This window comes from Flavobacterium sp. LHD-85, assembly GCF_030929595.1.
Taxonomy (GTDB): Bacteria; Bacteroidota; Bacteroidia; order Flavobacteriales; family Flavobacteriaceae; genus Flavobacterium.
In genome coordinates this window covers 365,253-391,464 of the sequence record NZ_JAVFVR010000003.1, presented here as the reverse complement: position 1 = coordinate 391,464, position 26,212 = coordinate 365,253, and the positions used below count along the sequence as shown (strand labels likewise).

Here is a 26,212-nt window from a genome sequence, read left to right as displayed (position 1 = left end):
AGTTTGACTTTTATTTGAAACAAAAGTCATCTGAAAATCGATAAATGAGATTCTAAAAAACGAAATCGGGAGTACGGATTTATAAATTAATACTCCAATTTACGATTGTAAAGCCTGAAGCTGATAGTTAAGCGGCGTGGTTCCTGTATGTTTTTTGAATGCCGTAAAGAAGGTTGATTTGGAATTAAATCCGACATCGTAACCAACAGATTCTAAAGTTAATTTATCTGAAGAAGTGATAATTTTACACGCTTCGTTGATTCTGAATTCGTTTACATAACTGGTAAAATTCTTTCCTAAATTATTATTCAGAAACTGCGATAATTGATGGCTTGAGATATTAATTTCCTGAGATAAATCTTGAAGTGTCAAGTTCGGATTTTTATATAAACTTTTTTCGCGCATTGCCTTTTCCAGTTTTTCAGACCACATTATTGCATCCCCTGATTCTATTTTTTTATTCGAAATCTTCCCGCTCAATAAAAATAAATCTTCTGTTTTTTTTCTGTACAAAAGAATCGAAATTCCCAAGTATAAAATAAACGAAAAAACAACTGCACCACTTATATAGGTAGCTCCTGGCGCTCCCATAATCGCCAAGAAGTAAAATAGAAATAGCAAACAATTTCCGAAATAGAGCATTGAAAACCACATTTCGGATGGAGTAGTTTTTTCTTTTCGGCTGAGGATTTTCTTCAAAACACCACGAAGTTCAAAACCAGCAAAAACAATGTAAACAAACCATTGAAAATAAATGATTCTTATAAAAATGCCTCCCCAAAGTTTCGGATACACTTCATACGGATATAAAACACCAACCGCAACGATTAATGTTCCCCAAAATGCTATAATCAATTTCCATGATTTGGGCATTAGCTGCACTTCTTCAACTGCAGATTTGATAAAGTAATACAAAAAAGGCCCGATAAAGAAACAAGCCGTAAGCCCAAACTGAAGATACATTTTAGGCAGTTCAGGATGAAAATAAACAAATACAGATTTTGCAATTCGGATACTTAGGGCAAACAAAAGTGCACCCAGAAAATAATTCGTCAGATATTTTTTCTTGGTAAAAAAGAAGAAATAAATTCCGAGAATAATTCCGTTGAAAGCTCCTAAAGCACTAAAAAAGAATAAAAGTTCTTTGCTAGTATCCATAAATTAAGTTCGTTTATCTGAAACAAAGCTAAAAAGATTATTCTTAAATGGAAATAAATCAGTTACTTTATAATAGCCAAATAATCCGATAGTTATATAGTTATGAAAAAGTTTGACGAACCGAGCGAAGAAACTAAGAACAATTGGGAAAATGATCCTAATAATTGGATTTGGGGAATGTTTTATTACAATCCAAAAGACAAAAGATCTTATTTTCCAAAAAAAATAAAGGAATTGGGATGGCATGCCAATTATGCAAATCCTATTTTCATTGTAATCATCGCACTCATTGTTTTGATAATTTTAGCTTTTATTAAAAATGGAAGATAAGATATAATATTGGCCAATAAATCTAAAATAACCTACACTGCAATTCACAATTATAAATACTACTTTTGACTTTTTAGAGTTAGAGTATTTATGTTGAAAAAATTACTGTTTTTGACGGTTTTCTTCTGGTTTTCTGCGCTTCAGGCTCAGGAAACTGAATCGCTATACAAAACAAAAAAAGTAATCGTTTCAAAAGACACTATTCGTCTTGAAAAAATGTCTATCAACTCTGGATTTTTCCAGATTCTAAATACTAAAAATGAGCCAATCGATTCGACTTCTTATAAAGTCGATTTTCAAAAAGGATATTTACTTTTAAATGAAAATTTCCAATCGGTTTCAGATACTTTAATTGTCAATTATCTCAATTATCCCGATCTCTTAACCAAGGAATACAGCCTTTACAAATCGGATCAGATTGTGAGCGGTGATGTTGGAACAGACAAATTGTATCGCATAGACAATAATTCAAATGCCAAAAAAGCAACTCCTTTTGACGGACTAGAAACTTCTGGAAGCATTACGCGTGGCGTTACGGTTGGTAATAATCAAAGTACAGTTTTAAATTCCAATTTAGATTTACAGATTACAGGAAAACTTTCAGACAAAGTAAGTTTAAGGGCTTCGCTCCAAGACAATAATATTCCGTTGCAAGATGGCGGTTATTCGCAGAAACTGGATCAGTTTGACAATATTTTCATCGAGCTTTTCAGCGATGACTGGAACATTCGCGCCGGCGATGTATTCTTAGAAAATAGAAAAACTCAATTTTTAGGCTTTAATAAAAAGGTTCAGGGACTTTCTGCCAATTTTGATTTTGATACCGAAAAAAGTAAGACCAACGTTTTTGCTTCGGTTGCTTTTGTAAAAGGACAATATGCCAAAAGTACTTTTACAGGTCAGGAAGGAAATCAAGGTCCGTACAAATTAAAAGGGCAAAATGGCGAATTGTATGTTTTGGTGATTTCGGGTTCTGAACGGGTTTATGTAAACGGCGTTTTATTGAAAAGAGGCGAAAACAACGATTATGTGATTGATTATAATGCTGGAGAAATTGTCTTTACTTCGCTTTTTACCATTACTTCAGAAATGCGTATTAATGTGGAATACCAATATTCTGAACGAAATTATAATCGATTAGTTACTTACGCAGGCGCAACGCACGAAAATAAAAACTGGAGTTTTGGCGGATATATTTATTCTGAAAATGATATGAAAAATCAGCCTTTGCAGCAAAATCTTTCTCCAGAACAAGTTCAGATTTTAAGTCAAGCGGGCGATGATGTCAACTTGATGAAAGCGCCTTCTGCTTATGAAGATACTTATGCCGACAATAAAATTTTATATAAAAAGACACTCATCAATTCGGTTGAAGCTTATGAATATTCGAATAATCCCACTGATGTTTTGTACAATGTAAGATTTAGCCAAGTTGGTGCAAATTCTGGAAATTATATCATTCAAAACAATAATTCTGTTGAACGAATTTATCAATATATTGAACCTGTAAACGGAATTCTACAAGGAAATTACGAGCCAATCGTTCAGCTTGTTGCGCCAATGAAACTTCAGGTAGCAACTTTTTTAGGAAAATACAATCCGAATGAAAAAACGCTGGTTGATTTTGAATTGGCCGTCAGCAATAATGACCAGAATTTATTTTCTGGAATTGATGATGCTAATAATGAAGGAGTGGCTTTTAAAACCAATCTTAAAAAACGTCTTTTTTCGAGAAGCTGGAATTTAGACGCTTTCGCGAATTATCAATTTGTGCAGCAAAATTTTAAATCGGTGGAACGTTTGTACAATATCGAATTTAATCGTGACTGGAATTTAACGGGAACCCAATATGGCAATCAGAGTCTTTTGGTTACGGGTTTGAATTTTGATTTATTTTCAAAAAAAGAAACTTCTAATATTGGTTTACTAACCTATCAATTTGAGAAATTAGATTACAGCGAAAGCTATTCTGGAGCAAGACATACAACAAACGCTTTATTCAAATTAAAAAATTGGACGATTGAAAACAACGGCAGTTTCCTAAATTCTGATGCTACAGTTTCGACTTCAAAATTCATTAGAAACCAAACCAGAACCAAATATCATTTTGGCAAAAACTGGGTTGGAGGAACTATGCAATTGGAAGACAACCAGGAAAAAGATAAAGTTACCAATCAGTTTTCTGCTTTAAGCCAAAGATTTTCAGAATATGGTGTATTTACGGGACGCGGCGATAGCACTAAAGTTTTTGTTGAAATTGGTTTTCTGCAAAGACGAAACGATAGTTTGCAAAACGGATTACTGCAGCATGTCAATAATTCGCAGACGTATTATTTAAAATCAAAACTGATTCAGAACAAAACAACCGATTTGGCAGTTTATGCGAGTTATCGAAATTTGGATTTTACAGACAAATCCAGACAGAATGAACCTTCTTTAAATTCGAGAATTCTGTACAACGACCGTTTTTTTAATCAGTTCATGCAAATTGGAACAGCTTACGAAACCAGTTCAGGAACTATTGCGCAGCAGGAATTTACGTATGTAGAAGTTCCAACAGGTCAAGGAGTTTATACTTGGAATGATTACAATGGTAACGGAATTCAGGAATTGGAAGAATTTGAAGTTGCAGTTTACCAAGATCAGGCGCGATATGTGAGGGTCTTTTTGCCGAATCAGATTTACATTAAAACCAACCAGAATAAGTTTTCTCAATCCTTAACTTTGAATCCGCTACAGTGGCAGAATGAAAAAGGGTTTAAAAAATTGCTGTCTTATTTTTATAACCAGACTTCTTTTATAATGGATCGAAAGGTAAAAAGCGATGGAGAAAAATTAGAACTCAATCCGTTTGATTCGTCAGAAGAAAATATTTTGGGATTGAATTCGAGTTTCAGAAACAGCTTATTTTATAATCGAGGCAAACAGAAACATTCGGTTACCTATTCTTATCTTATAAATAAAGGAAAAAGCCTGCTTTCTGTTGGTTCACAGCACGTGCAGAATTATTCGCATCAAATTCAGTACACGCATTTATACCAAAATAGCTGGCTGTTTAATTTCTTCACCAAAACCATAAAAACCGATTTGGTTTCAAAAGATTTTGCTGAGAAAAATTATGATATTCAAGGCTGGCAGCTGGCGCCAAAAATCAGTTATTTATTTTCTAAAAACACCAAATTGGATTTCTTTTACGAACTTCAAAACAAAAAAAATCAAATTGGAAATCTTGAAACTTTAGATCAAAATAGAATTGGAACTTCTTTTTCTTATGCAGGCGAAAAGAAAGTTACAGTTAATGGGGAATTCTCTTTTTATGAAAATAAATTTAACGGAAATGAATTTTCGTCAGTCGGTTTCCAGATGCTCGAAGGACTTCAGGCGGGTTCAAATTTGGTTTGGAAACTGCTTCTGCAAAAGAACATTACGTCTTTTTTGGATGTTAATTTAAATTATCAAGGAAGAAAAAGTGAAACTGGAAATACGATTCATACAGGAAATGTGCAGCTTCGTGCATATTTTTAGTGCGCTGCGGAAAAGATGACAATAAATTGTTTAATTTTAATTGAAATTTAAACTTTTAGCCTTATGAAAAAATTAGTATTGTTCTGTTTGATGGTTGCTTTCTCTTCTAATTTTTATGCTCAGGAAACAACTGTAAAAACTACAAAAAGTAAAACTGAAACTTCGGCGAAAAAAGCGAAAGCAAGTGCTGACAAAGCCTCGGCTGACGCAAAAAAGGAAGCCACAAAATCTAAGAAAGCAGCAGATGACGCAAAAGCTGCTTCAACAAAAGCCAAGAAAGAATCTGCTGACGCAGCAAAAAAAACTGCCGATAAACAAGCTACAAAAGCTAAAGCTGATGCCAAAAAAGCTACTGTAGAATCTGATAAAGCAAAAAGTACTGCTGACAAAGCAAAAAGCACAGCAGACAAAACCAAAGCCGACGCCAAGAAAACAACCGCAAAAGCTGACGCTACAAAGAAAGATGCCACAGCTGCTAAAAAATCGGCTAGTAAAACTTTAAAAGAAACGAACGAAAAAGCGCCATCTGTACCAGACAAAGTAACTGGCGAATACAATGGTAAAAAAGTATATACTGGCCCAAGAGGCGGTAAATACTATATTAACAAAAATGGAAATAAAACGTATATTCAGGATTAAATAAAGGTACTGAGGGACTAAGGTTCTGAGGTGCTAAGGTTTAATACGAGACTTTGAAGAAGCTGTCCTTTGGGACAGCTTCTTCTTTTTATAAGCTTCGGAGAAGCAAAATATTTATAGAAATTGCAATTCCCAGAGATTAAAAGCTCCAGAGGAGCGACATATTTTATTGCGAAAAATTATGTGTCGCTCCTCTGGAGCTCTTTATCTTTGCGCAATTGAATTTCTATAGATATGTCGCCCCTCTGGGGCTTTTTAATATGCTTGTAAAATCTTTTTTAGGTAAGTTTCGCAGAAGCGAAATATTTATAGCAAAGAATGTTTTTTACACTATAAAGTTCCGGAGGAGCGAAATATTTTTTTATTTGTCTTATTGGAATTCTATAAATATTTTACCCGCTGGGCTTTACTGATAGAATAATTTTAAATATTCAATTAATTCAAAATGACTGTTCTTTTGAGGCAACCTCTTTTTTTATTCAATCCAACAAACCTTAGAGTCTTAGTTCCTCAGCACCTTAGAACCTTAAATTAATAATTTAGTAATACCTCCGAAATAACATAAAAAACATATTTTTCTATCTTCGTTTTTAAAACGTGTTAAAAATGAGCATTGATTATTCTGCGAATAAAACTATTTTAGTAGCTCCATTAAATTGGGGACTTGGACATGCCACTCGATGCATTCCTATTATCAAAGCGCTTCAAGAGAATAATTATATTCCGATTATCGCCTCCGATGGCGTTGCGCTGGCTCTATTACGAAAAGAATTTCCTTATATACAAACTTTAGAACTGCCTTCATACCATATTGAATATGCAAAGAATGGCAAAAACTTTAAATGGAAGCTGATTAAAAATCTTCCGAAGATGATTACCGCTATTTTGGATGAGAAAAAAATGGTGAATCAATGGATCAAAAAACACGGCATTGACGGTATAATTTCGGACAATAGATTGGGAGTTATCAATAAAAAAGTACCTTCTGTTTTTATAACCCATCAATTGAATGTAATGACAGGAAACACGACTTGGTTTACGAGTAAATGTCATCAGTTTTTTATTAAAAAATATAATGAATGCTGGGTTCCAGATTCTAATGAAAAAACAAACTTAACAGGAGATTTGGGCCATTTAAAAAACAATGAACTGAATCTAAAATATATCGGTCCGTTGAGCCGTATGAAGAAAAAGGATACGCCAAAAATATATGATCTGATGATTATATTGTCTGGACCTGAACCGCAGCGTACTTTCTTAGATGAAAAATTGCAGAAAGAAGCCGCAAAATATTCTGGAAAAGTAGTTTTTGTACAAGGAAAAGTAGAAAAATCACAGGAAAAATGGCAGGCCGGAAATGTTACCTACTATAATTTTATGAATTCCAAACAACTGGAGCAGACTTTTAACGAAAGTGAGTTTGTATTATGCCGTTCGGGTTATACGACTGTTATGGATTTGGCAAAGCTGGGCAAAAAAGCCTTTTTTATTCCGACGCCCGGCCAATATGAACAGGAATATCTAGCCATAAAACTTCAGGAAGAGAATCTTGTACCGTATGCGATGCAGGATGACTTTACTATTGAAAATTTATCAAAAGTGAAATCGTTTAAAGGATTATCCCAATTTGAAAACAATATCGACTGGGATTCTTTATTTAAGGTTTTTGAAGACAAAACAGCATAATTGTATGCTGATGAAACGGATTTGCTATCGGAAAGACGCGGATTAAGCGGATTCTATCTATTGTTTTTCACTACAAAAAAACCTCCAGCTCAAGCTGGAGGCAATTGAATTTTTTCTCAAATAAAAAATCAGTTTTTATAAGCGTCTTTGCGATAGCAAATCCGTTTAATCTGTGTCCTTTTTAGAAGTTAAACTGTACCTGCATTCTCAGCACATTTCCTTGCTGTCTGTTTACTGGCAAAACGCTGTCTTCAAAAGTTCGGTCTGCTACTACGTATTCTGCAGTTAATTCTAAGGCTTTAATTGGCTGCCATTCTACACCAAATTCAAAATCTCTTACTACGTAACTTCTAGCATCTTTTTCATATTTTTTTCCTCCATCATAATATTGAAATTTGGCGAAAGGATAAATATGCTGTTTTTTAATATCCCATTTGTAGTTTAACAAAACATAACCTCCGTTCAAATCGGTTTGATCTATTGAATTGGTCAAAGTATTGTATCGAGGTCCAGTACCAATGTTGTATTCCGTTTGGATTCCGAATGGTCTTGGGTATAATACAAAAGTCGCTCCAACTCTTTGATCTTTTACATATTGAGGATCGTTAACCGTAACTCCTGGCGACACTTCTCCTGTAAAAGCCCATTTTCCGGTATAAGCCTGAATTCCAGGCTCTATAATCTGGCTTCCAATAACAAAAGGATAGGTTACTCTGGCTACCACATTTAGGTCTCTGTTTCCGTCCAATTTATTGGCAATTTGACCATTGTAAACACCAAATGCAAAAACACCATAATCTCCAGAACCTTTATAGCCATCTTTAACCAACATTTCAAAACGCTGTCTGATTTCGGCTGGTGCCCAATAAAAGAATATTCCTAAATCACGTTCATTTAAAATTGAAGAGTTGATTGCATCGGCACGGTCTAAAGTTAAACGTTGCGAGCTTGACTGCATATTTTCAAATCCGTATGGAATTTTACTCTGTCCTATACGAACACGATATTCTCTTTTTTTATCAAAAGAAAGATCAAAATATAAATCGCGAATCTGAACGAAGTTATTAACTCCGCTTGACGGTGAACTAGCAAAATCGGGCTGAAAATAGAAAAACACATTTGGATGCACTTGTCCCGAAAATACTAAACGGGCACGTCGAATAAAAAGTCCGTTGTTTGCTTTGGCATCTGGAGCTGTAGAAGTCGTTCCCCACGATCTGTCACATTGCTCACAAGAAACTTTATCGTTTGTAGAAAAAAGGCCATTGTATCTAATTTGTGCATAACCTCTTAAGGAGATTCTGTCGTACCAATGTTCCTCAACTCCTCCTCCAGATTTGGTCTCTGGAAGTTTTGCTTTGTTTATAGAATCTAAAATACGCATTACTTCGTTTTTTACATCCTGTTTATTCAGTTCTTGTTTGTTTGTTTCTTGTGCATTAGCTACGCAAGTTAGCAGTAATAAAACGGCTAATAGTTTTCTTTTTATCATTAGTTCTGTAATTCCCTTAATTTCAGGATGCAAAGATGGACCACCTATGTTAAGAAATCATTAACCAGATGTTACTATAATAAAAATTTAATGTTACGGCCTAAATCGGAATGTTTATTTATTGTTAAACACCTTTATTTTAGGGCTTTCAGCAAAACTGCCGTTACGATTTTTTAACGTCTGTTTTTACTATTTTATTTGCTTTTTCGAGCGTAAAAGAGAATTCAGAGCCAATTCCGAACTCACTTTCTACATAAACTTTCTCTTTATGCGCTTCAATAATATGCTTTACAATTGCCAATCCTAAACCAGAACCACCTTCAGATCTAGTTCCGCTTTTATCCACTCGATAAAAACGCTCAAAAAGTCTCGGAATGTTTTGTTTTTCAACTCCTTCTCCGTTATCGCTAATACGTATTAATACTTTTTTCTTAGTTAAGTTTACTACGCCAACTTCAGTCAGACCGCCCTCTTTTCCGTACTTAATAGAGTTTACAATCAGATTTTCCAGCACTTGCTGTATTCTATCTTGATCTCCTCTAATCATAACAGACTGCACATTTTTACTTTCAAAAGCCAACTTAATTTTCTTTTTGTCGGCTTTCATTTCAAGTAGCTCGAAGACATTCTGAATTAATTCGACAATATCAAAATCAGTCATATTCAAATCTAGATCTCCCGATTCTAATTTGGTAATCATATCCAAATCTTCTACTATATATATAAGACGCTCTACTCCTTTTTCGGCACGTTTTAAATATTTCTTTCTGATATTTTTATCGTCCATTGCTCCATCAAGCAAAGTTGAAACATAACCTTGAACGGTAAATAAAGGCGTTTTCAATTCGTGTGAAACGTTTCCTAAAAACTCTCTTCTATATTGTTCACGAATTTCGAGCATTTCGATTTCGAGTTTTTTATCGGTCGCAAACTTTTTCACTTCACGCGAAAGCGTTTCCATATCTGTATTAATCGGCTGATTGATTAATGTTGTTGATTCCAATAATGAAACCTCATCGTAAATTTTCTTTACCCTTCGGTAAATAAATCGTTCTACACGATATTGCAAAACCAGAAAAGAGAAAATATAGATTACGATAATGAAAATGATTCCAAACGCAACTTGATGTTTTAATTGATTTTTATAAAATAATGACATTAACATCAGTACAAATGCTGTTGTAAAGAGACTGATATACAATGCCGATTTTATCGCGAATTTGTATGTTTTTTTAAAATTAATTTTCATTGAAATAGTTAACCATTAAGAGATTATTTTTTCACCATATAAGTGATATAAGTTCATTTTACTTTTGACTATAAATGACTTAGCACATGTAAACGCTATGTTTACATGTGCTAAATATACTATTTTTAAAAAATACGAACAACAAATTAAAATGAACTTATATCACTTATATGGTTCGAATTTTTATAGAATGTTAAACCTCAAATTTATAACCAACACCTTTTATGGTTTTAAAAAGGTCTTCACCTATTTTTTCACGTAGTTTTCTAATGTGAACATCGATTGTTCTTCCTCCAACTACCACTTCGTTACCCCAAACTTTATCCAGGATTTCGTCTCTTTTAAAAACTTTTCCCGGTTTTGAAGCCAACAGATAAAATAATTCGAATTCTTTTCTTGGCAAAGCAATTTCTACATTGCCTTTTATGATTTTGTATTCCTCACGGTTAATCTCGATTCCGCCTACATTTAAAGTATCTGTAACAACTTCTTGTTCTTTTAACCTTCTTAACAGCGCCTTTACTTTTGAGACCAATAATTTTGGTTTAATTGGCTTTGTAATATAGTCATCAGCACCTGCATCAAAACCAGCTACTTGAGAATAATCTTCACTTCTTGCTGTAAGGAATGTTATGATAACATTATTTAATTCTGGAATTTTTCTAATATGCTCGCAAGCCTCCATTCCGTCCATTTCTGCCATCATCACGTCCATAATGATTAATTCTGGCAGCTCTTTCTGTGCTTTTGCTATAGCATCTTTTCCATTAGAAGCTGTAACAATCTGATAGCCTTCCTGAGCAAGGTTATAGCCAACGATTTCTAAGATATCTGGTTCGTCGTCAACTAATAAAATCTTAGTTTGTGTTTTTTTCATAAATAGCAAAAATTGAGATTTTTATATCGAAACTTCTTCATTAAACATTCGATATTTCTTATTTCACAGGGTAAATATACTAACAAAAGAACCTTTAAAAAATGGTGTTAACCGTAATTTAATCTCGTAACAATTTGATAATCTTAACAACACAAAAACATAACAAGTCGGTAACATGGACTTCACAGAGTGGTTCTTTCTTTGCACAAAAATAATAAGACACAAACACAACACTGAAAAAAAATGAAATTCAATTTAAGATTTCTCTTTATTGCATTATTTATCTGTACGATTTCGATCGCGCAAAACAAAGGTACGATTTCTGGAGTTCTGACCGACAAAGATATGAACAACGCTGCTCTGCCATTTGCTAATGTTTTAGTTAAAGGTACAAATATTAGCGTAAATACCGACGTAGACGGAAAATATTCGTTAAGCGTAAATCCTGGAAATTATACTTTAATTTTTAGTTTCTTAGGATATGAATCTGTAGAAGCTCCAGTTGCTGTTAAAGCAAACGAAACTGTAACAGTTAATCAAGGACTTTCATCTGGAAGCTATACACTTAAAGATGTAGTAGTTCAAGCTTCAACCGGAAGTAAACAAAAAGAATCTGCTTTACTTTTGGAACAAAAAAATGCTGTAGACATTAAACAATCTATTGGTGCACAAGAACTTTCTAGAAAAGGAGTTAGCGATGTTGCCGCGGCTGTTTCTAAAACTACAGGTATTACAAAACAAGAAGGTTCTGGAAACATTTTCGTAAGAGGTTTAGGTGACCGTTACAATTCTACAACAATGAACGGATTACCAATTCCGTCAAACGATCCTGAAAAGAAAAACATTAATCTTGAAATTTTCTCTACAGATATCTTAGAATATGTTTCTATAGACAAAGTTTACAGCAGTAAACTATATGGAGATTTTGCTGGAGGAAACGTAGACATCATTTCTAAAGATTACAAAGGAAACGGATATTTTAAAATCGAAATGGGTTCTAATGTAAACACAAACGCATTAGCTGAAAAAGATTTTAAATTACAAAGAGGAATCAATAGTTTTGGTTTTGACAATCCTTCAATCCCAAACAATCCACTTACTCAATACAACTACAACACTTTGCAAATGGACGGAAAAAATCCGATTGCTGGTTCGTTAGGCATATCAGGAGGAAAATCTTTTAATGTTGGTGACGGTGGAAAATTAAGCTTCTTCGCTACAGCTAATTTCAGCAATGAATACAACTCTATTCGTAACGCTACCGCAAAAGGTGGTGTAAACGGTGCAGGAGTTGCAAATAAAGATTTCTACTCTTATACTGATATGGGTTACCAAACAAACTCTACAGGTTTATTGAATGTTGGTTATAAAATCAACTCAGATAACAAAGTAAGTTTTAATACTGTTTACATTAATACTTCTTCTCAATCTAAAGAAGAATATGCTGGATACATTGTCGATCTTGCCAACAACGGAAATGGTTTAATTCGTCGTTTTAACTACGAAAAAAATAGTCTTTGGATCAACCAATTACTTGGAGATCATAAATTAAGCGATAGATCTAAATTAAATTGGGGAGCATCTTACAACATTATTGATGGTTCTATGCCAGATAGAGCGCAAAACACTTTTAGAAATGAGCCAAATGGATATGTACTATCTTCTATTTCTAGACCAGATAACCATAGATACTTCCAAAAACTAAAAGAAGACGAGTTGGCGGGTAATCTTTCTGTAGATTACAAATTCAACAAAAATTCTGATGATGAATATAAAGGGAAATTCACATTAGGAGCAAGCGGAAGAATTAAAAACAGAAACTTTGAGGCTTCTCAATTTAACTTCTTATCTCAGCCAGGTTACACCAACACAATTGTTGACCCAAATAACTTAGATTTGTTTTACAACGAAACAAACTTAAACAATGGATACTTCAACATTTCTACTTTTAGAGGAAACTCTCAAGTATCAAATGCTTTAGATCCTCAAACATATGACGGTAAACAAACAATCTTTGGAGGTTACCTAAATACAGAATATAAATTCAATTCAAAATTCACAGGAGTTTTAGGTTTACGTGCAGAATCTATTGTTCAAAATGTAGATTGGAATACACAGTTAGGAGATGTTGGAAGTGACGAATTAAGCAAAGTAGCTTTCTTACCAAGCTTAACAATGAAATATGAATTGAACGAAAAACAAAATTTACGTTTTGGTTTCAGTAAAACATATACATTGCCTCAATTTAAAGAAAGAGCATTATTTGTTTACGAAGAAGTATTACAAGTAAAAGTGGGTAACCCTTACTTATATGAATCTGATGATTACAACTTAGATCTTAAATGGGAAATGTTCCCAAAAAGCGACGAGTTAATTTCGTTTACAGCTTTTGGAAAATATATTGTTAATCCAATGAACGAAGTTACTATTGCTTCTTCTTCAAATGATATCTCTTACATCAACACAGGAGATTATGGATATGTAGCTGGAGCTGAAGTAGAATATCGTAAAACACTTTTCAATTTTGACGATGTAAATACGAAAAAATTGTCTGCTGGTATTAACGCATCTTACTTGCATACAAGCCAAGAGTTAAATGCAGAAAAAGTTGACAAAGAAACTGATTACCAAGTTGTTTTCACAAATACAAAAAGCCAATTTACAGGAGCTTCAGATTTATTGCTAAACGCAGACCTTTCTTACTTAGCAGAATGGGAAAACGATAAAAGTTTAAACACAACTGTTGCTTATACTTATTTCTCAGATCGTATCAACGCAATTGGAACAAACGGACGAGGTGATTTGGTTGATAAAGCCTTTGGTTCATTAGATTTTATTGCTAAATCTAAATTAAACAAAAACTTAGGATTGGATTTCGTAGTAAAAAACATTCTTGATCCAAAGATCAACAGAGTACAAGAAAATACTTCTGGAGACGTAAATGTATTATCATACAAAAAAGGATTAGGATTAAGCTTCAAACTTAATTACACTTTCTAATCTAATACAGTAAAACAATTTATAGAAAAGAGGCCAGTTTAACAACTGGCCTCTTTTTATTTTTAACATACAAGACCGCGCAGGCTCTGGGGCTTGCAAAAGCAGTTTATTTTCAGTTTACAAACCTAACATTTACTTAATATTAAATACAGTTTTTGTTAAACTAACAATCACGGTTTCTTAACATCTAAAAAAGATTTCTATTCCATCTTTGCCTCAAGAAATTAAACACAAAAATTACAACACAATTATGAAAAACTCAATTGTAAAATTAATTGGAATTGTTACTTTATCAGCAGGTTTAATGACAAGCTGCTCTAGTGACGACAACAACAAACCATCATCTTCATTTGTTGTTAACGCAAATGATTTTAAAGGAACAATTACTGACGGAGAAGTAGTTCTTGACGCAGGAACAACTTACAAACTAACAGGAAAAATTCAAGTTAACTCTGGCGCTACTCTTACTATTCCTGCTGGAACAGTAATTCAAGGAGTTGGAGGAACATCTGCTTATATCGCGATCGCACAAGGAGGTAAAATCAACGTAAACGGAACAGCTGCAAAACCTGTTATCATGACATCTGGTTTAGCTACTAAAGCTGCTGGAGACTGGGGTGGATTAGTAATCTGCGGAAAAGCTCCAATCAACCGTACATCTGGTGGTACAGGAACTGCTCAATCTGAAGTTGCTGACTTAACTTACGGTGGAACTGTTGCTAACGATAACTCTGGAGTTATTAAATTCTTAAGAATCGAGTACGCTGGTGCTGCATTTAACACTGAAAAAGAATTCAACGCACTTTCTTTCTTCGGAGTTGGTTCAGGTACAGTTGTTGAAAACGTACAAGCTTTCCACGGTTCTGATGACGGATTCGAATTCTTCGGTGGAACTGTAAATACTTCTAACTTAGTTGCTATTGGTAACGAAGATGATCAATTTGACTGGACTGAAGGATGGTCTGGAACTAACACTAACTGGTATGGTAAATTAGCTTTCGGAAAAGGAAACAGAGGAATTGAAGCTGATAACTTCGAATTAGGATATGCTAATACTCCAATTGCTAACCCAACAATCACTAACATGACTCTTGTTGGACCTGGAAGTGCTGCAGATGCAACTGTTTACACTGAAAACCAAGGTATCAAATTTAGAAGAGGAACTAAAGGTCAAGTTTCTAACGTTGTTTTAAGCGGATGGAAAACTGGTATCGATGTTGAAAATGATGAAACTATCGCTTTCGTACCATCAGCTTTAAAAGTTTCAAACGTACTTTACGTTGCTGATGTACCTACAAAAACTAAAGGAAAGAAAACAGACGGAACTGCTGCTGACGTAGCTGCTGTATCAGTAGAATCTGCTACTGCAACTGGAGCTGGAGCTGGTGTTGCTCAACCAACATGGGCTGCTGGATGGACAGTAGGTTTCTAATCACTTCGAACACATAATGTTAAAAACATCCTAATTCCTTAGGATGTTTTTTTTTGGCGTGCTTTTTGTATTTTTTTTTGTATATTTACAGTAATCAAATACACGCGATGGCAAAAAACTACTTTTATATTACTTTCATATTGGCATTTTTCTTCACTGTAAGCGTTTCGGCGCAAGACAGCAAGCAATTACCAAAAACTCAGGAATCTACTTCTATTGAGGGTTTAAGCTTGTATCCTAACCCAGTGACAAACGGAAAAGTCTATATCTCATCTAAAAACGATTTAGAGAAAGAAATTATTGTGTTTGATATCTTAGGCAAAAAAGTATTGCAGGCACATTTAGTATCAAAAGAATTAAGTGTTTCAGAACTGCCTCCAGGTGTTTACATCATCAGAATAATCGAACAAAATGCATCGGCAACCCGAAAACTCATTATAAGATAAAAAAAACTCCAAAGGAGTTTTTTTTTGGTTTTCAGTCGCAGTCTCAGTTTTCAGTTTATATGCTTTGCTGAATACTGCGACTGAAAACCGAGACACAATACTTCTTTCAATTATACCTTTTAATAAAAATCCTCCCCGAAAACCGAGACTGAAAACTGAGACCGAAAACTAAAAAAAAGTATCTTTGCAAAAAAAAGTTTTGATCACAGCCAGCGATATCTTTACCATTTCAAGTCAGAAACAATTTGAAAAAATAGCACTAAAAGTGTTTCGTTTTCAGCATGAGAATAACAAAGTCTATCGCGATTTTTGCGATTTTTTAAAAGTTAATCCGCAGCAGGTAAAATCACTGCAACAAATTCCTTTTTTACCCATTCAGTTTTTCAAAAGCCACGATGTTGTTTCTAATACAGATCCTGTACAAGTAACTTTCACAAGTAGCGGCACAACTGGAATGATTACCAGCAGACATTTAGTGACCGATATTTCCCTATATGAGGAAAGTTACCGCAAAGGCTTTTCTCAGTTTTATGGCAATATTGAAGATTACGTTGTTTTAGCCCTTTTACCGTCTTATTTAGAACGTGAAGGCTCTTCGTTAATTTATATGGTAGAAGACCTGATAAAACTCTCTAATCAGCCTGAAAGCGGGTTTTATTTGCACAATCATGACGACTTAATCAAAAAACTTCTTGAATTGGACGAAGCAGGTCAAAATGTAATCTTAATTGGGGTTACATATGCTTTGTTGGATTTAATCGAAAAACACCAATTCAGCCTTCAAAATACCATTATTATGGAAACTGGGGGAATGAAAGGAAAACGCAAAGAGATGATTCGCGAAGAATTACACGAAATACTCTGTAAAGGTTTCGGTGTTTCATCTATTCATTCAGAATACGGAATGACGGAACTTTTAGCACAAGCCTATTCTCTTGGCGAAGGTATTTTCGAATGTCCTTCTTGGATGCATATTTTAGTTCGCGACCCGGAAGATGCTTTAACTTATGTAAAAGACGGAAAAACTGGCGGCATCAATGTAATTGATTTAGCCAATATCAATTCATGCTCTTTTATAGCTACGCAGGATTTAGGCAAAAAATATTCCAACAACTCTTTTGAAGTATTGGGACGTTTTGATAATTCTGATATTCGCGGTTGTAATTTGATGGTCTTATAGGTTTAATCGTTGATTTGTTTAATCGGTTAATCGATATTCACTGCACTGTTCAAACGTTCCTACGGAACGTAAAATTCCAAACCAAATTTTTACGCTACCGACGAAACATTCCTACGGAATGATTTTTTTCAATAAAAAAATCCCAATATTCTTTCGAACATTGGGATTTATATATTTAATGTAAAAGATTTTGCTAAATCAATTAAACACTTAAACAACTCTTATCACAAAATAATTCTTTTTACCGCTTTGCAATAAAACGAATTGATTGTTGATTAAATCATTTGTCGTTAAAACGAAATCTTCTTTTATTTTTTCTCTGTTTACAGAAATTGAGTTTGCTGTTAAAGCTCGTCTCGCTTCTCCGTTTGATTTAAAGAAACCTGTTTTTTCGTTTAAAACGGTTATAATTTCCAATCCGTTTTCTAAATCAGATTTTGCGATTTCAGCTTGCGGAACTCCGTCAAAAACTTCTAAGAAAGTCACTTCATCCAGTTTTTTCAAATCTTCAGCCGTTGAATTTCCAAACAAAATATTCGAAGCCTGAATTGCTTTTTCCAACTCTTCTCTATTGTGAACAAAAACAGTAATTTCTTCTGCCAGTTTCTTTTGTAAAACTCTTAAATGCGGAGCAGTTTTGTGTTCTTCAATTAACGCATCAATAGTATCCTTATCTAAGAAAGTAAAGATTTTAATGTATTTCTCAGCATCTACATCTGTTGTATTCACCCAAAATTGGTAGAATTTGTATACAGAAGTTTTATCAGCATCCAACCAAACATTTCCTCCTTCAGATTTACCGAATTTAGATCCGTCAGCTTTTGTAATTAAAGGAGTTGTTAAAGCGTAAGCTTTTGCATTTTCACCCCCCATTCTGCGCACTAATTCTGTACCAGTGGTAATATTACCCCATTGGTCAGAACCACCCATTTGCAGAATACAGTTATTGTTTTTATATAAATGATAGAAATCGTAACCTTGAATTAACTGATATGTAAATTCTGTAAAAGACATTCCCTCACCTTCGCCGCTAAATCTCTTTTTTACAGAATCTTTAGCCATCATATAGTTTACGGTAATTCTTTTTCCAACTTCACGTGCAAAATCGATAAAAGAGAATTCTTTCATCCAATCGTAGTTATTCACCATTACAGGCGCATTTGCTTCGGTTGAATTAAAATCTAAGAAACGAGACAAAACGCTTTTGATTCCAGCTACGTTTTTAGCTAGAGCTTCTTCGTCAAGCAAGTTTCTTTCATCAGATTTACCAGAAGGATCCCCAATCATTCCTGTTGCTCCACCTACTAAAGCGATTGGTCTGTGACCAAAATTCTTTAGGTGAACCAATAAAATGATCTGAACCATACTTCCGATGTGCAGTGAATCTGCCGTTGGATCAAAACCGATATAGGCAGTGGTTGCTTCTTTTAGCAATTGTTCTTCCGTTCCAGGCATACTATCATGGTATAACCCGCGCCATTTTAATTCTTCAACTAGATTCTTCATTTTTTTAATAATTTGCGCAAATGTAATCAATGTCAATGGCAATCACAAAAGCAATTTGATTATCAACAATAAAAAGCCCTTTCAATATAAATTTTAATCATTTAAACTAAAAACATGATAATGAGATTTATTTAAAAACTCACTTTTCTAATACAAAAGGGCAAAGGATATTTAATAAATCACTTTACGGAAACACGTAAAAATCTATTTTATTTTTTGTTTAGATTCGCCCACCAAAAACTACCAAAATGAAAAAAACCTTTTTACTTATTCTTTTTCTTTACTGCACTTTAAGCAATGCACAGATTTCTTTTGAAAAAGGCTATTTTATTTCCAAAAATGGAACACGAACAGAATGTTTCATCCGAAACTTAGACTGGAAAAACAATCCAACCGATTTCAAATACAAATCCCAGATTAGCGACAATGATTACAAAACAGAAACAATTGCTAATGTTCAAGAATTTGGCATTGACAATACTGTAACTTTCAAAAGAGCCAAAGTAAAAATGGACCGTTCCAGTGACAATTTAGATAAACTATCAGAAACTGGACAACCTGTATGGGAAGAAAACACTCTTTTTCTAAGATTATTAGTTCAGGGAGAAGCAACATTATACTCTTACACAGAAGGAAATCTTATCCGATATTTTTACGAAACCAAAAGCATCCCATTAGAGCAACTTACGTATTTAAAATACACTTTGACAAAAGGAGATAAATCAACCGGAGAACTAAGAGAAAATGATTACTACAAACAACAATTAAACAACAATGTAAGATCTGCAAATACAACCGACAGCGAGATTACGAATCTAAAATATAAAAAAGCTGATCTTACCAGATACTTTTTAAAATACAATAATACCGACAACAGAACAAAAAACAATGTAATATCTAAATCTAGTGAAGGTCATTTTCATTTAAAAATAACACCTGAACTTAGCTTTATCTCAGGATCTATGAATGACGGAGACAGTCCATCAATAGATGTAAATTTAGATAGCAATACTAATTTTAAAATAGGCTTGGAAGCAGAATATCTTCTTCCTTTTAATAAAAACAAATGGAGTCTCTTTTTAAACCCAGCTTATCAAAAATACGAAACCACTAAGCAATACAGCAGACCAGGTCTTTTTGCGGGATCTCCCTCTATAACTCGTAACATAGAAGTTAAATACACAAGCATCCAAGTTCCAATAGGATTACGTTATTATTTTCTTATTAATAATAATTCAAAAGTTTTCATAAATGCTGCTTACTCTTTTGATATAAATGGCAAAGCAAGTTTATCTTTTGATAAAAATGCAGAACTTGAAAGTAAATCGGGATCTAATTTTGCTTTTGGAGTAGGTTACAACTTTAAAAACAAATTTAGTGCTGAAATTAGAACAAATACAAAAAAACAGCTATTAGGAGATTACAACACCATTTCGGTTGACTACAAAGCAATTGATTTGGTATTTGCCTATTCTATCTTCTAATACACAAATAGAAACTTCACAAAAAGATACTAAAGCAATGGATAAACATTTGTCCGTTGCTTTAGTGTTTTAAATAATTTACACTAATACAATCAATGGCGATGACAAAAAAAATCTGCCACTAAGTGGCAAAGTTTTTTATTTCCATAAAGTTTACGCTAAGCCTTCACAAGAAAAAACAAAAACTTCGCGCCTTTGCGTCTTTGTGGCAAAAAGAAAAAAACCTTTGCAACTTTGTCCCTCTGCAATTTTGCACCTTTCCAACAAAAACTTATCTTTACAAAATGGTATTAGTAACTGGAGGAACTGGTTTAGTAGGCGCACATTTATTGCTTCATTTAATTGAAAATGGAGAAAATGTTCGGGCAATTTACAGAACCGAAAAGAATATTCAGAAAACAAAATCGGTTTTTGATCTTTATAAAAAAACAGATTTGTTTGAAAAAATTAATTGGCTTGAAGCCGATATTCTAGACATACCTTCACTTGAAACTGCTTTTATTGGCATCACACAAGTATATCATTCAGCAGCTTTTATTTCTTTCGAACCAAAAGACGAAGAAACCCTTAGAAAAACCAATATCGAAGGAACTGCAAACATGGTTAATTTTGCTATTGCCAAAGAAACAGAAAAGTTTTGCTACATTAGTTCTATCGCTGCTTTAGGAGATATTGCGCCTCATGAAACACACATTACCGAAGAAACAGATTGGAATCCCGAAAAACCACACAGCGATTACGCCATTTCTAAATATGGTGCTGAAATGGAAGTTTGGCGCGGACATCAAGAAGGCTTAAATGTTATTATTGTAAATCCAGGAGTAATTTTAGGTCCGCCGAAAATGATGGACATTTTCGATGAAGGCAGCAGCGAGATTTATCGTAAAGTTTCAAAGGGACTTCCATTCTTCACATTAGGAAGCACTGGTTTTATTACAGTCGATGATGTTGCAAAAACCAGTTATGAATTGATGAAAAGCGAAATAAAAAACGAACGTTTCACGCTGATTGCAGACAATATTGTTTTTAAAGATCTTTTAAACACCGTTGCTGACGCTTTAAAAGTAAAAAAACCTCATATTCATGCCACACCTTTTTTAATGAATTTATTATGGATGGCTGACGGAATATTTTCTACTTTGCTTTTCAGAAAAAGAAGCATCACAAAAGCAACAGCAAAAGCTTCGTACTCAAAAAATCTGTATAGTAACGAAAAAATAAAAACCGCTCTAGGAACGGTTTTTACTGATATTCATAAATATATTTTAGAAAGCTCTAAATTATAAATCTCTTCTGTGCTTTCTTTGCGCCATTCTAATTGAATCAATGTTAACTTTCGGAATTCTTGTTTGAACTGAATCTTTCGAAACCTCTTTTAATTCTTTAGGCTTATTTTTATTCTCTTTTGTGGCTTTTTTTTCATCTATTTTAGCTAACGAATCTGCAGCCCTTTGATTTACTTCAATTCTTTTATTTACCTCATCAAACATGTCTTTATAACTATCGTAATCAGAAGCATAATACATATTGTTCTGTGCAAATTGAAGACTGTCTACTTTATACTTTTTAAAAATAAACTTTTTCGGATCATTTTCTATCGAATCCAAAGACAATGGTTTCTGATACCTCATTGCTTCTAAAATAGACAAATCATACATAATATCAATCATTTTATCTTTCTCAATAAGCTTTGTCGGCTGTTTTACGACCTCTTTTTTACAGCTTACAGAAAGAAACAAAACCAATATTATGACTATAAAATTTTTCATTTTTATTTTTTATCTGTCAAACAATAATCTTTTACCCGCTCTGGTATCTTTCACTTTGAAATTATTGTAAACCAATTCTCCGTTTACAAAAGTATGCGTAATTCTAGATTTGAAAGTATAACCTTCAAACGGAGACCATCCGCATTTGTATAAAATATTTTCTGGCTTCACATTCCAAGGCAAACTCGGATTTACGATAACTAAATCGGCGTGGTAGCCTTCTCTGATAAAACCTCTTTTTTCTATTTTGAAAAGCTTAGCTGGATTGTGGCACATTTTCTCCACAATTTTCTCCACACTAATTTTTCCTTGATGATGCGCTTCAAACATCGCCACAACAGCGTGCTGTACCAACGGACCTCCAGAAGGTGCATTCAAATAAGATTGCTGTTTTTCTTCTTTAGTATGCGGCGCGTGATCTGTTGCAATAACGTCAATTCTTCCATCATTTAAAGCTTTCCAAAGCTCTGCACGATCTTCAGCTGTTTTAACCGCAGGATTCCATTTAATGAAATTCCCTTTTGTTTTGTAATCTTCATCTGTAAACCAAAGGTGGTGTACACAAACCTCAGCAGTGATTTTTTTCTCTTCCAACGGAATCTTATTCGTAAACAATTCCATTTCTTTCGCAGTCGAAAGATGGAAAATATGCAATCTTGCTCCAGTTTTTTTTGCCAAAGCCACTGCTTTTGAAGAAGAAATATAACAAGCTTCAGCGCTTCTAATTAAATTGTGCGCCGTAACCGGAACATCGTCTCCATATTGCTCCTTAAAAGCTGCAAGATTATTTTTAATTGTAGTTTCATCTTCGCAATGAACTGCAATTAACATTGGCGTACTTGAGAATATTTTTTCTAAAACAGCCTCATTATCCACCAGCATATTTCCTGTAGATGAACCTAAGAAAATCTTGATTCCAGCAACATTCTTTGGATTCGTTTTCAAAACTTCTTCCAAATTATCGTTTGTTGCGCCCATCATAAACGAATAATTCGCAAATGAACTTTTTGACGCAATTTGGTATTTATCTTCTAAAATTTCCTGAGTAACCGCATTCGGAACTGTATTAGGCTGTTCGATAAAAGAAGTAATTCCGCCTGCAACAGCAGCACGAGATTCTGATTCGATATCGCCTTTGTGCGTTAATCCTGGTTCTCTAAAATGCACTTGATCGTCTATTGCGCCAGGCATTAAATAATTTCCTTCAGCATCAATTACGATACAATCTGAAGTTTTTAATGAAATGCTGTCTGCAATTTCAACAATCAAATCGTTTTCAATTAAAACATCACCTTCAAAAATTGTCCCTTCGTTTACAATTTTGGCATTTTTTATTAAAATCCTGTTCATTTCGGTTGGTTTATAATGAATTGACTAATTTTCTTAATCTAAGCGAAATCACTCCAAGAATAGCTTCTTTAATAATAGCATTGCTCATCTTAGAAACTCCTTTTGTTCTGTCTGTAAAAATAATTGGGACTTCGGTAATTTGAAATTTGGCACAATACGTTCTGTACTTCATTTCAATTTGAAACGCGTATCCGACAAATTTTATTTTATTTAAATTGATTTTCTCCAGAACTTCTCTTTTGTAACATACAAAACCTGCAGTCGCATCATGAATTTTCATTCCGGTGATAAATTTTACATAAACAGAAGCAAAATAAGACATCAGAACTCGGCTTAATGGCCAGTTCACCACATTCACTCCTTTTACATAACGAGAACCAATTGCTAAATCTGCTCCACCAAAGTGGCAGGCATCGTATAATTTTTCTAAATCATTTGGATTATGCGAAAAATCGGCATCCATCTCAAAAATAAATTGATAGTCGCGCTCCAAAGCCCATTTAAAGCCATGAACATAAGCGGTTCCTAATCCTGATTTTTTTGTTCTCTGCTCTAAAAAAAGTTTCCCCGGATATTCTTCCTGTAATGCAATTACTTTTTTTGCCGTATGATCAGGAGAATTATCATCGATAATCAGCAGATGAAAAGATTTATGCTGCGAAAGTACAGCTCTAACTATACTTTCTATGTTTTCAATTTCGTTATAAGTGGGAATTATGACAATACTATCATTCATTTTTTCTCGGTAATTTCACCGCAAAAGTAAACTTTTTATAGCATTTGATTCATAATAAATATATAATAAAAGTATTGCATCAAAAAATTACTAATTTTGCAAGGCTATGATTGAACAATTACACCCTCGGATTCTTGAAAACAAAGACTGGGCAACACTTTTATTTGTGCTGACCTTTGCCGTTGTTGCCATGACGAAATCGGCTTACGAAACAAGATTTAGTGAATTTAGTAAACTTATTTTTTCTGATAAATACGCCAAAATTTATCGGGACAACAGCCACATGAAAAACAGCTTTACGGTTGGTTTATTTTTTGTGCAGATTGTATCGTTTGCCTTTTTTATTCTGCTTACGATGAATATTTTTGGTTATGCTTCAAAAACCGATTGGCTTTTGTTTATTCGCATTGCTACTTTTTTACTTTATTTCATTTTAGGAAAGTATTTAATCGAAAAAATTGTAGCCGCTTCATTCAATATTGACGATTTTGTAGAACTATTTAACTTACAAAAGGTAACGTACAGAACCTATATAGGCGTTTTAATCCTTCCAATCAATGCTGTTTTGTTCTATTACAACAATATTCCGCAGATTATTCCGCTAGCAATCATTGGTATTTCGCTGTGTATTAGCGTATACTCTTACTTTATTTCAATTAAAACGTATCAAAACGTAATAATCGGTAAGTTATTTTATTTTATTTTGTATCTTTGCGCTCTTGAAATAGCCCCTTATTATTTTCTCTATTATTGGTTAACAAAAGGGAGTGCTTAGTAAATATTTATAATATGAAAGTGAAAACAATTTTGGTGTCACAGCCTGAACCTAAAGTGGAGAATTCTCCTTACTTTGAGCTCCAACAAAAACACAAAATAAAAATTGATTTCAGACCATTTATTCATGTAGAAGGGGTTAGCGCAAAAGAGATTCGATTACAAAAAATCGATCTTAATCATTACACTGCGATCATTTTAACAAGTCGAAATGCTGTAGATCATTTTTTTAGAGTGGCTGATGAAATGCGTTACAAAGTTCCTGAAGGATTGAAGTATTTTTGTCAATCTGAGGCTGTTGCGTTCTACCTTCAAAAGTATGTTGTGTACAGAAAACGTAAAATTTACGTTGGAGCAAAAGATTTTGCAGATTTATCTCCGCTAATTAAGAAGTACAAAGACGAGAAGTTTTTGCTTCCTGCATCTGACCAATTAAATGCAGATGCTCCTGTTACATTAAACAGTCTAAAAGTAGATTGGGCACAAGCAATTTTCTACAGAACTGTAATGAGTGATTTATCTGATTTAGCTGATGTTTATTATGATGTATTAGCTTTTTTCAGTCCGACAGGAATTAAATCATTGTTTAAGAATTTCCCAGATTTTAAACAAAACAATACCAGAATCGCCGTATTCGGAAGCACAACGCAAAAAGAAGCTTTAGATCATGGTTTAAGAATTGATATTCTTGCTCCAACTCCTGAAACGCCTTCTATGACAATGGCTCTAGAGAAATACGTAGCAGAAGCCAACAAAGGAAAATAACCTTTTTATAAAATATACAATTTTTAAAATTCCAAATTCCAAGTTAACCGCTTGAAATTTGGAATTTTTCTTTTTTAAGATTTATTCGATACGTTTCCCGTGGTTGAAACCACGGGTTATGTTTGAAATTTTAGATTTGGAATTTAGATTTTAGAATTTAAAAAAAATGGAATTTTATTTTTCCTTCATTTTAACTACATTTGATTTCTATTGACAACCCAAATCACAAAAAATAGTTTCAAATTGTAAGTTATGAAAATCAACTCCCTTTTAATTGAAATTGACGGAATCGACAAAGAAATCCTTCGCTATCTTATGGACGATGCCCGAAAACCAATCTTACAAATCGCTAATAAAATAGGAATCTCAGGAGCAGCCATTCACCAGAGATTAAAAAAACTAGAACAATCTGGTGTTATTTCTGGATCTAAGTTTACTGTAAATCCAAAAGTTCTTGGTTATAATACAATGGCATTTGTTGGTGTTTATCTGGACAAAGCTTCGAGAAACTCCGAAGCCGTAAAAGAACTCCGCAAAATCCCAGAAGTTTTAGAATGCCACTATACAACAGGAAACTGGTCGGTCTTGATTAAAATTATCTGTCGCGATAACGAGCATTTAATGCAACTTTTAAACAACAAAATCCAAGCTATTGAAGGGGTTTCAAGAACAGAGACTTTTATCTCGCTAGATCAGCAGATTGATAGACAGATACAGCTTTAGAATTAGATAATGTGCCAATTTGAAAATTAGATAATTTCACTCGAGCTGTCACCTTTAGCGAAGTCGAAAGACTTAATTACCTATAAGGGCT

General features: G+C 33.7%; 21 protein-coding genes. 13 read left to right on the top strand and 8 right to left on the bottom strand.

The genetic code is table 11. From position 1 onward, the window contains the following. Positions 1-99: 99 nt before the first annotated feature. A complete protein-coding gene (locus RB618_RS07620; protein ID WP_308068208.1) occupies positions 100-1,158 on the bottom strand; it encodes an AraC family transcriptional regulator in 1,059 nt (352 codons plus the stop codon). 102 nt (positions 1,159-1,260) lie between these two features. Between RB618_RS07620 and RB618_RS07615 the strand changes: the two genes are divergently transcribed. The 4 genes from RB618_RS07615 to RB618_RS07600 all read left to right on the top strand — a co-directional run bounded on the left by RB618_RS07615 (position 1,261) and on the right by RB618_RS07600 (position 7,338). Continuing rightward, positions 1,261-1,488: a hypothetical protein gene (locus tag RB618_RS07615; protein WP_308068207.1), complete on the top strand. Its 228-nt coding sequence runs from the start codon at positions 1,261-1,263 to the stop codon at positions 1,486-1,488. 90 nt (positions 1,489-1,578) lie between these two features. Beyond that, complete coding sequence (locus RB618_RS07610) at positions 1,579-5,013, top strand: hypothetical protein (protein ID WP_308068206.1); 3,435 nt, start codon at positions 1,579-1,581, stop codon at positions 5,011-5,013. A gap of 63 nt (positions 5,014-5,076) precedes the next feature. Then, positions 5,077-5,652 (top strand): hypothetical protein, encoded by a 576-nt coding sequence (locus RB618_RS07605; RefSeq protein ID WP_308068205.1) that lies wholly within the window; start codon positions 5,077-5,079, stop codon positions 5,650-5,652. A 606-nt stretch (positions 5,653-6,258) separates the two neighbouring features. Further along, positions 6,259-7,338, top strand: coding sequence for a glycosyltransferase (locus RB618_RS07600; RefSeq protein WP_308068204.1), 1,080 nt, complete (start codon positions 6,259-6,261; stop codon positions 7,336-7,338). 181 nt (positions 7,339-7,519) lie between these two features. Here RB618_RS07600 and RB618_RS07595 read toward each other — a convergent pair whose 3' ends face one another. From RB618_RS07595 to RB618_RS07585, 3 genes are all read right to left on the bottom strand, one after another. Next, positions 7,520-8,830 carry a porin gene (locus RB618_RS07595; protein WP_308068203.1) on the bottom strand — a complete coding sequence of 437 codons (1,311 nt, stop codon included), beginning with the start codon at positions 8,828-8,830 and terminating at the stop codon, positions 7,520-7,522. Between the two features lie 163 nt (positions 8,831-8,993). Then, on the bottom strand, positions 8,994-10,079 hold the full coding sequence (locus RB618_RS07590) for an ATP-binding protein (RefSeq protein WP_308068202.1): 1,086 nt from the start codon (positions 10,077-10,079) through the stop codon (positions 8,994-8,996). Positions 10,080-10,272: 193 nt separating this feature from the next. Continuing rightward, positions 10,273-10,956, bottom strand: coding sequence for a response regulator transcription factor (locus RB618_RS07585; protein WP_008465097.1), 684 nt, complete (start codon positions 10,954-10,956; stop codon positions 10,273-10,275). 243 nt (positions 10,957-11,199) lie between these two features. Here RB618_RS07585 and RB618_RS07580 point away from each other — a divergent pair, with 243 nt between their 5' ends. From RB618_RS07580 to RB618_RS07565, 4 genes are all read left to right on the top strand, one after another. Then, positions 11,200-13,956, top strand: a complete 2,757-nt coding sequence (locus tag RB618_RS07580) for a TonB-dependent receptor domain-containing protein (RefSeq protein ID WP_308068200.1) — start codon at positions 11,200-11,202, stop codon at positions 13,954-13,956. Between the two features lie 250 nt (positions 13,957-14,206). Continuing rightward, positions 14,207-15,388 (top strand): hypothetical protein, encoded by a 1,182-nt coding sequence (locus RB618_RS07575; protein WP_308068199.1) that lies wholly within the window; start codon positions 14,207-14,209, stop codon positions 15,386-15,388. Between the two features lie 107 nt (positions 15,389-15,495). Beyond that, positions 15,496-15,834 carry a T9SS type A sorting domain-containing protein gene (locus RB618_RS07570; RefSeq protein WP_308068198.1) on the top strand — a complete coding sequence of 113 codons (339 nt, stop codon included), beginning with the start codon at positions 15,496-15,498 and terminating at the stop codon, positions 15,832-15,834. A 199-nt stretch (positions 15,835-16,033) separates the two neighbouring features. After that, entirely contained in the window at positions 16,034-17,014 is a 981-nt protein-coding gene (locus tag RB618_RS07565; protein WP_308068225.1) for an acyl transferase, read from the top strand. Between the two features lie 210 nt (positions 17,015-17,224). Here the strand turns inward: RB618_RS07565 and tyrS are convergent, their stop codons facing one another. Then, positions 17,225-18,520: a tyrosine--tRNA ligase gene (gene tyrS / locus RB618_RS07560; RefSeq protein ID WP_308068197.1), complete on the bottom strand. Its 1,296-nt coding sequence runs from the start codon at positions 18,518-18,520 to the stop codon at positions 17,225-17,227. A gap of 248 nt (positions 18,521-18,768) precedes the next feature. Between tyrS and RB618_RS07555 the strand changes: the two genes are divergently transcribed. Then, the gene (locus tag RB618_RS07555) at positions 18,769-20,004 is read left to right on the top strand and encodes an outer membrane beta-barrel protein (RefSeq protein ID WP_308068196.1); all 1,236 of its coding nucleotides are present in this window, start codon (positions 18,769-18,771) and stop codon (positions 20,002-20,004) included. A 284-nt stretch (positions 20,005-20,288) separates the two neighbouring features. Then, positions 20,289-21,290: an NAD-dependent epimerase/dehydratase family protein gene (locus RB618_RS07550; RefSeq protein ID WP_308068195.1), complete on the top strand. Its 1,002-nt coding sequence runs from the start codon at positions 20,289-20,291 to the stop codon at positions 21,288-21,290. Here the strand turns inward: RB618_RS07550 and RB618_RS07545 are convergent. Genes RB618_RS07545 through RB618_RS07535 form a run of 3 tightly spaced genes read right to left on the bottom strand, consistent with a single transcriptional unit; the run spans position 21,285 to position 23,859 of the window. Next, positions 21,285-21,773, bottom strand: coding sequence for a DUF4296 domain-containing protein (locus RB618_RS07545; protein WP_308068194.1), 489 nt, complete (start codon positions 21,771-21,773; stop codon positions 21,285-21,287). The two genes, RB618_RS07550 and RB618_RS07545, sit on opposite strands and share 6 nt — an antisense overlap. 9 nt (positions 21,774-21,782) lie before the next feature. Continuing rightward, entirely contained in the window at positions 21,783-23,123 is a 1,341-nt protein-coding gene (locus RB618_RS07540; protein WP_308068192.1) for a dihydroorotase, read from the bottom strand. Between the two features lie 10 nt (positions 23,124-23,133). Beyond that, complete coding sequence (locus tag RB618_RS07535) at positions 23,134-23,859, bottom strand: polyprenol monophosphomannose synthase (protein ID WP_008465116.1); 726 nt, start codon at positions 23,857-23,859, stop codon at positions 23,134-23,136. A gap of 106 nt (positions 23,860-23,965) precedes the next feature. Here RB618_RS07535 and RB618_RS07530 point away from each other — a divergent pair, with 106 nt between their 5' ends. The 3 genes from RB618_RS07530 (at position 23,966) to RB618_RS07520 (ending at position 26,121) form a co-directional block, all read left to right on the top strand. Then, on the top strand, positions 23,966-24,634 hold the full coding sequence (locus RB618_RS07530) for a DUF4271 domain-containing protein (RefSeq protein WP_308068191.1): 669 nt from the start codon (positions 23,966-23,968) through the stop codon (positions 24,632-24,634). Positions 24,635-24,648: 14 nt separating this feature from the next. Beyond that, positions 24,649-25,398, top strand: coding sequence for a uroporphyrinogen-III synthase (locus RB618_RS07525; RefSeq protein WP_008465120.1), 750 nt, complete (start codon positions 24,649-24,651; stop codon positions 25,396-25,398). 252 nt (positions 25,399-25,650) lie between these two features. Then, a complete protein-coding gene (locus RB618_RS07520) occupies positions 25,651-26,121 on the top strand; it encodes an Lrp/AsnC family transcriptional regulator (RefSeq protein WP_111365821.1) in 471 nt (156 codons plus the stop codon). The last annotated feature ends 91 nt before the right edge of the window (positions 26,122-26,212 follow it).